Origin of the sequence: Nostoc sp. 2RC (assembly GCF_014222165.1) — a bacterium.
Taxonomy (GTDB): Bacteria; Cyanobacteriota; Cyanobacteriia; order Cyanobacteriales; family Nostocaceae; genus Nostoc; species Nostoc linckia.
Map to the genome: position 1 here is coordinate 24,829 of NZ_JACKZU010000042.1, position 7,429 is coordinate 32,257.

At 39.1% G+C, this 7,429-nt stretch carries 4 protein-coding genes; all 4 read right to left on the reverse strand.

Going from position 1 to position 7,429, the window contains the following annotated elements; all coding sequences use genetic code 11:
- Positions 1–5 precede the first annotated feature (5 nt).
- Complete coding sequence (locus GNE10_RS07480; RefSeq protein WP_185564313.1) at positions 6–1,532, reverse strand: HlyD family efflux transporter periplasmic adaptor subunit; 1,527 nt, start codon at positions 1,530–1,532, stop codon at positions 6–8.
- A 78-nt stretch (positions 1,533–1,610) separates the two neighbouring features.
- Entirely contained in the window at positions 1,611–4,337 is a 2,727-nt protein-coding gene (locus GNE10_RS07485) for an ABC transporter transmembrane domain-containing protein (RefSeq protein ID WP_185564314.1), read from the reverse strand.
- Complete coding sequence (locus tag GNE10_RS07490; RefSeq protein ID WP_185564315.1) at positions 4,252–4,953, reverse strand: helix-turn-helix domain-containing protein; 702 nt, start codon at positions 4,951–4,953, stop codon at positions 4,252–4,254. The genes GNE10_RS07485 and GNE10_RS07490 overlap by 86 nt, the downstream gene beginning before the upstream one ends.
- 1,227 nt (positions 4,954–6,180) lie before the next feature.
- Complete coding sequence (locus GNE10_RS07495; protein ID WP_185564316.1) at positions 6,181–7,344, reverse strand: hybrid sensor histidine kinase/response regulator; 1,164 nt, start codon at positions 7,342–7,344, stop codon at positions 6,181–6,183.
- Between the last annotated feature and the right edge of the window lie 85 nt (positions 7,345–7,429).

Consider the following 7,429-nt stretch of genomic DNA (forward strand, 5'->3'; position numbering starts at 1 on the left):
TTGTTTTACAATTTAACCTCTCCTTGTTGTAACTTTTTAAATGGATCTAGTAGAAAATCAATAATTCGCCGCTGGCGCAGAATCACTTCCGCTGTGGCGGTATCTCCAGGACGCAACGGAATACATTTATTTGCGGAGGGAATACAATTCTGTTTGAGGGCAATATCTAAGTTATAAGCTGCTACTTTTCCATTGGGTGTATCTATCTCTGTAGTAGTGGGAGAAATTTTAATTAATTCCCCTGATATCACTCCATAATCTTGAAAAGGATAAGCATCAAATTTGAGTTTTACAGGTAATCCTGTCTGTAAAGAACCACTTTGTGTGGTTGCCATTTGGGCACGAATTATTAAAGGCGAATTCAGCGATGCAATTTCCGCCACCATTGTTCCAGGCTGCACGACAGAACCAGCTTTTTCAATGGGCAGATGAAATAGTATACCACTGCTGGTAGCTCTAATTTCTCGTTGGCTTAACTGAAATCTCAATGCTAAAATTTGTCTTTTAGTTTGGGCAATGTCGGTTTGTAATGAAGTAATATCAGTTTCTAAACTTTTTTGTTGTTCTGCAATTTTTAACACAGCTAGCTGACCAGAACGAGTCAAAGTTTCATAACTTCTTTCTTGTTCTTTTAATCGCAATTTAGCCTGTTCAATATCTGCATTAATTTGGCGGATACTCCGCTCGTAATTACTTTGTTGCTCTGCCAAAGTTAATTTTGCTTGTTCAATATCTGACTTACTTTGTTCGTATAATTTTTGTTTTTCTTGAGCGATATCTTGCTTTTCTACAACATTAATTTCTGGAACTACTCCTTCTTGTTTAAGTTTGCTATAACGTTCAACTTCTCGCTGACTACTTCTCAAACTACTTTCAGCTAAATTACTATTATTTCGACTATGTTCCAGAGTTTTCTTTGCTTGATTAACTTGAGATAATTTTTCTTCTTTTTGCAATTCATAGGCATTTTTGAGAGCATCTAAATTTTGGCTTGCTTGAGCGATTTGGGTTTGCTTTTCCAACTGTTGAGATTGGTTTTGTTGTTGTTGAGTCGCTAAAGACACAAGCAATTGATTTTTAGATGCATTTAACTGAGCCAGCCGATTGAATTGTCCTTCTAATCTATCTTGTGCCTGCTGCAAATCTGATTTTACTAGTTCTGATTCTAGTACCAGTAAAGTCTGACCAGGCTTTACTGTATCACCTTCCTTAACTCGAATTTCGGCAACAGTTCCAGCCACAGCAGAATCCAGTTTAATTGTTTTTTCTTTAGGCTCAGTTCGTCCTCTAGCTGTGCCAGTTTCATCGACCTTAAATAGCATTGACCAAGGTAAAATTATAGACACAAATATCACTAAAAAATATAATAACCCTCTTGTCCAAATCTGGGGAAAGCTATCAAGTGATTCCTTAGTAATTTCAGACCAATCATCAGTGGTTTTTTCTGGAATTTGTGGCTCTAAAATTTCTTGTTCAAATATTTCTTCTGGTACTGAGTTGGTTACTCGTCCATTTAATATAGTATTGGGCATAATTATTTTGGAGAGATATTTTTTAAGGTGGATAATTTATGAACCATTAATTAACAATAAAATTTCTGTTTTGAAAGTTCATGCCGCCACCTGTAACTGCTGTTGATTGAGATAGAAATAATGCCCCCGCTTCGCCATCAATTCTTCATGATTTCCGCTTTCAATTAACACACCTCTGTCTAATACCAAAATGAAATCGGCATTGCGGATTGTAGAAAGACGATGAGCAATTACTAAAGTGGTTCTTCCTCTGAGAATTGTATTAAAATTTTGCTGAATAATTCTTTCTGATTCCGTATCTAGATGAGAGGTTGCTTCATCTAAAACTAATAGTTGAGGATTACCTAATAAAGCCCTAGCAATAGCTATCCTTTGCCTTTGTCCCCCAGATAATAATCCTCCTCCTTCACCAATTTGGGTTTCATATCCCATTGGTAATTTTTTAATAAATTCATCAGCACCGGCTAGTTTTGCTGCCTGGATTACTTCTTCTAAATTAGATCCAGGATGTCCTAAACTAATATTTTCTCGAATTGTACCGCCAAACAAAAATGTATCTTGGTCAACTACCCCCACTTGTTGACGTAAGGAACTTAAGGAAATACTAGTAATATCTTGGCCATCAATCAAAATTTTGCCGTCTGTGGGAGGATACAATCCTAAAACCAACTTAGAAATGGTAGTTTTTCCGGAACCACTACGTCCCACCAGCGCCACCATTTGCCCTGGTTTAATTTCAAAGCTGAGATTTTCTAATATATTGATATCACTGTCTGAATGATAGCGAAATGTCACTTTATCGAAACGAATATTACCTTTAATTTTTGGTAAATTTTGCCGTGGTTGCTGGTGTAAATCTTCTTCTGGTTCTGCATCTAACACATCATTAATACGTTCCATTGCAATCACCACTTCCTGGAACTGATTCCACAAGACAGTTAAGCGTTGAAATGGCGATATTATATTACCCAATAGCATGTTAAATGCCACTAGTTGACCAATGGTTAATTGATTGTGAATTACTTGGTATGCCCCAAACCACAGCAAACCAGTAGTCATCAATGCATGAATTGTGTTACTAAAAATTTGTAACCGATTGTTAATAATTTGTCCAGAAAAATTAGTTTTTACTTCTTTATTTAATAATTCTTCCCAATGCCAACGCACTGTTTGTTCTACTGCCGTTGCTTTGACTGTTTTGACGCCTGTTAGAGCTTCAATTAAATAACTACTTTCTTTGGCAACAGCGTTAAATATTTCTCGTGAAATTTTTTGTAAAAAAGGTGTGGCAATTAAAGCCAATAAAGCAAAAGGTGGAATAATTAACAATGACAGCAACGCCATTTTCCAGCTGTACCAAAACATTAATCCCACATAGATAAAAACAGTGAGTAAATCAAGCAGGATTGATAATGCTTCACCAGAAAGAAAGCGTTGAATTTTGCGGTTCTCTTGGACGCGAGAGATAATATCTCCCACATAACGCGACTCGAAGAAATTTAAGGGTAGGCGTAGAGTATGGCGAATGAATCCAACAATGAGTGCTAAGTCTATGCGATTGGCTGTGTGGTCTAGGAGATATTGGCGCAACCCTGTCATTGCTACCCGAAAAAGATTAAATATCAGCAACCCTATACCCACCGCAGTTAAGGTGAGTTCCGATCGCTGCACCACCACGCGGTCTAAAATTAACTGGGTAAATAACGGGGTAATCAGTCCAAATATCTGAATAAATATTGAAGCAACAAACACCTCCAGCATCACCAAAGAATGAGGCTTCATTAACTCAAAGAACTGCCAAAAAGGCGTAGAACTTTCTTGAGTTTCTTTGAGCATGGCTGTGGGTTGTAGCAGCAAGGTGTAACCAGTCCAGTCGGCTTTAAATTCGGCGTGAGTCAGGGTACGTTGACCGATGGCCGGATCGGCTACAATCACATGTTTAGCGGTAATTTCGTAGACAACAATGTAATGCTTGCCTTCCCAGTGAACGATCGCTGGTAAACTTTGCTTTGCTAGTTGCTTCAAACCAGCTTTTACAGGTCGTGTAGCAAAGCCCAAACTTTCCGCCGCCACCAATAACCCGCGCAAAGATGCGCCGTTGCGGTCAACATTGGCGATATCTCGCAAGCGATTGACGCTAAAGCGTTTCCCCCAATAGCGAGACACCATCACCAAACAAGCTGCGCCGCAGTCAGATGCACTTTGTTGGGCAAAAAACGGATACCGTCGTGTGACTCGTTGCCATAAATGCCCGACTCGCTGAGTGGGATTAGGAAAATAAGCTTTGCTAATTTTCTTACCCTGGGGTATGTCTGCTGGTTGCGAGAAAATATCTGTTTCAGGATGCGTATTTGTCTCAACTTTGCCGCCAGCATTCCCTAATTCTACCTGCTGGGGATTGCGAGATAGCGCCCTCGCCCATAAATGCTCCCGAATTTGAGGATACTTAGCCATCAACGATCGCAGCACCTCACCAGGAACAAAACACAATTGTAAATTTACTGAGGCTCTAGCTGCATAAGGCTGAAATTGCGTATCTGGGAATAAGGTAAATTCCCCGAATGAATCTCCCGGTTCTAAAGTAGCGATTAATTCGTCAGCACCATCGAGCAATCGTACCTTACCAGCGATGGCAATATATATACCTGGCTCAACGTCAGTTCCTTGCCAAAATTTGCCGACTTTTGGGTTACTTTCTTGAAATTGTGGAAGATATCGTTCAAATTCTTCTTGAGAGAGAGAATGTCCCAGAATATTGTTGAGTTGTTGCACAGAAAGCAACTGATTGGATGTGTTGTGCGCCATTATTTGAATCTTTTGCGAATTTTGCAAAGTTAATAGGTAATAATTCGGAATCCTCCGCAATAGTTACCGATTTGAGGTCACCAATCAAAATTTTGTTACCTTGAGTCTGCTCGTTGTTGCTGACTTCGGTGTTGTTGGCTTTTGGCCGTGTGGATAACCCCATTTGTTTGAGCAGTCGCTTCAGATGGCGATCGCTTAGCTCAATTCCAAATTCTTTTGCCAAATGTTTCGCTAGCCAGTTTGCTGTCCACCGCCGAAAAGAATAGCCATAATCTCGCGGACTATTTCTCATCAGTTCTTGCAAACGTTCCAAATACTCGTCGTTTATTGCCTTCGGGCGACCAATGGGGCAATCTTGCCATTGATGCGCCATTCCTGTCTTCGCTATGTGCGTCCAATGTCTTGCTGTTGCTGGACAACATCCCAAAATTTGACAAATCTGGGTTTGAGTTTTTCCCTCATCTGCCAACAACATAATTTCAATGCGTTGTCGGTAAGATTCTGGTAAATCTTTCTGTAAATTCACTACCAGTAATTTTCGCTGGAATGTTGTTAAATACTTACCAGCATTTACATCTGCATACTTTGGTTCATTTTTCGTGTCATAGTCAGACATATGCGTAAATTCACCTAATTTATATCCCTGGAAATATTCGATGCTTTATGATTATTTGAACTTTAGTCTCTAAATTTAAGTAGAAAACACTAGAAACATTGCAAAAGCTCATTTTTATTTTCTCTGTAATACTTATCACTATTTGCTTTTTATTTTATGCAAAAATACAAATTTTGCATAGTGATATTTTTTACAGTATTTTTGGGCTGTTGCTTTTTTAGGGATAAATTAACCTACAAATCGTATTTAGAAATTCCGAAAATCAAACTTAAACTTTTTGTAAAGATAAATCAAATAAATCTCAAGAGAAAAAATAAATCATAGTGGGATTACTGGGGAAACAGGCTTGAAAGTCTTTGACGACAAAACTTTGACCATTGGTTTATTTCCCAAACTACGCTTCAACTGCTACACATCCCCAAAACCCCAGTTGGATGATGGCGTACTCTAGCGCGAACAATAGTTATAAGTATAAAAAAATACCACTTAATCGCAGACAGAATTAAGAGGCAGGGTGCAGAGACTATGGTAATCATAATGAATTATCCGAACATAATGTGGTTGATAGTTTTGATTTGTATTTTTAGGGACTTCCAATTGTTGACTGTTGACGGTTCACAGTTAACACTCAACGCATTAACTGGAATAATTTATTTTTTGGAGTTGCCTTAGACTTTGGTTTACATAGCAAGGGACTGGGTGAAAAGTCTGTTAATGCCTTAACCACCTTAGCTGTTGCCATAAATAAAAATACGTAGGACTTACGTACTGAAGCCTAAAACATAGATCCCCCCTACCCCCTCTCTTTAAGGATGGGGTTAGAGGATCTAAGTACGTACCCGATATAGTTTTTGTAGGGTGCGTTAGGCTAAAGCTTAACGCCAAGACAGTTATAATCAGCGAAGATTACCGCTTATCTTGCCTACCCTACTTAAGGCTTACTGTATAAGTGGTTTTCCATAAATTGATATTTTGAGATTAAATAACAATCGGGTAAAACTAGGGGAAACGAGTTATTAGTTACAATAATTCACAATTTTTATCCTGAACAATAGACCTCTTGCAAAAGTTACTTTTGCAAGAGGGGGAAAGGGAAAAGGTTAAAGGGAAAAGGGTTTTTATTTGCCCTTTCCCCTTTACCCCTTACCCTTTTCCCACTTCTCTTAGAAGTCTAATCTAAAACCCCGATGCAATAAGCTTTCTTTCCCTGTTCCCTGCCATAACACCCTAAACTTCCAGTAAAGGCAAGGTGACAGTAAAAGTTGTACCTACTCCTACTTGAGTATTGACTACAATCCCGCCTTTGTGTGCTTCCACACACTTTTTGACGATCGCTAGCCCCAAACCAGTACCAGGAATGCTTCCCACATTATCTGCACGATGGAAAGGCTCAAACAGTCGCTTATGGTTTTCTTCAGGAATGCCAATTCCCCAATCTTGAACTCGGAAAATTACGGCTTTTTCCTGGCCAATTAGTTCAAAGCGCACTATACCGCCTGGTAATGAATACTTAATTGCATTGCTAAGTAAATTGACCAAAATGTGACGCAGCAGGGTTTCGTCCCATAGTCCTTGACCTAATTGCCCAAAACTACCGAACAGTAAAGTTAGACGCTTTTGATTAGTAGTTAATTTAACTTCATCAACAATTTGACGACAAAAAGCTTCTAAATCGAGAGAAACGACATCGCATGGCATTTTCCCAGAATCAGCTTTACCAATCAATGAAACTTCATCTAATAACTGCGCCATATTTTTGATTGCTGAGCGAATCATTTCCAAATGATTGAGTTTTTTCTCTTTGGTCAATTTGTCATCGTGACTTTCTAACAACCCAGCAGCTAAAAGAATAGTATTGAGGGGATTGCGGATGTCATGGGATAGCATCGACACAAATTCCGATTTGAACTGATTGAGTTCTTTAGCTTTCACCAGTTCCGCAGTTCGTTCTTCAACTCGGATTTGTAACGTCTGATTCACCGTGCGTAAAGATTCTAATACCTGTTTGCGCTCGATGGCATAACGTAGCGATCGCACCAACACATCTACATTTACCTGTCGCTTGACTAAATAATCTTGTGCCCCTTGGCGTACTGCTTCAATTGCCAGTTGTTCGTCATTGGTATTAGTGAGGACAACAATCGGTACACTTGGGGCTTGACCAATCAGAGGAGGCAGAGATGATAATCCTTGACTGTCGGGTAAAGTTAAATCTAATAAAATAACATCATAATTACTCTGACCTAATTCCTCCAATGCTTCTGCCAATCGCTTTACATGAACCAAAATAAACTCTTGCGACTGGGCTTGCATGAGAAACTCTTGTAACAACCTAGCAGAAGCCAGGTTGTCCTCAATTAATAAAATTTTGACTAAATCGCTCCCAGTCATAATCTTCGAGTATGTCCCCTGGAAAATGCTAGCTGTTGACTGATGACTGATGACTGTTGACTGTTGACTGTTGACTGTTGAGTTA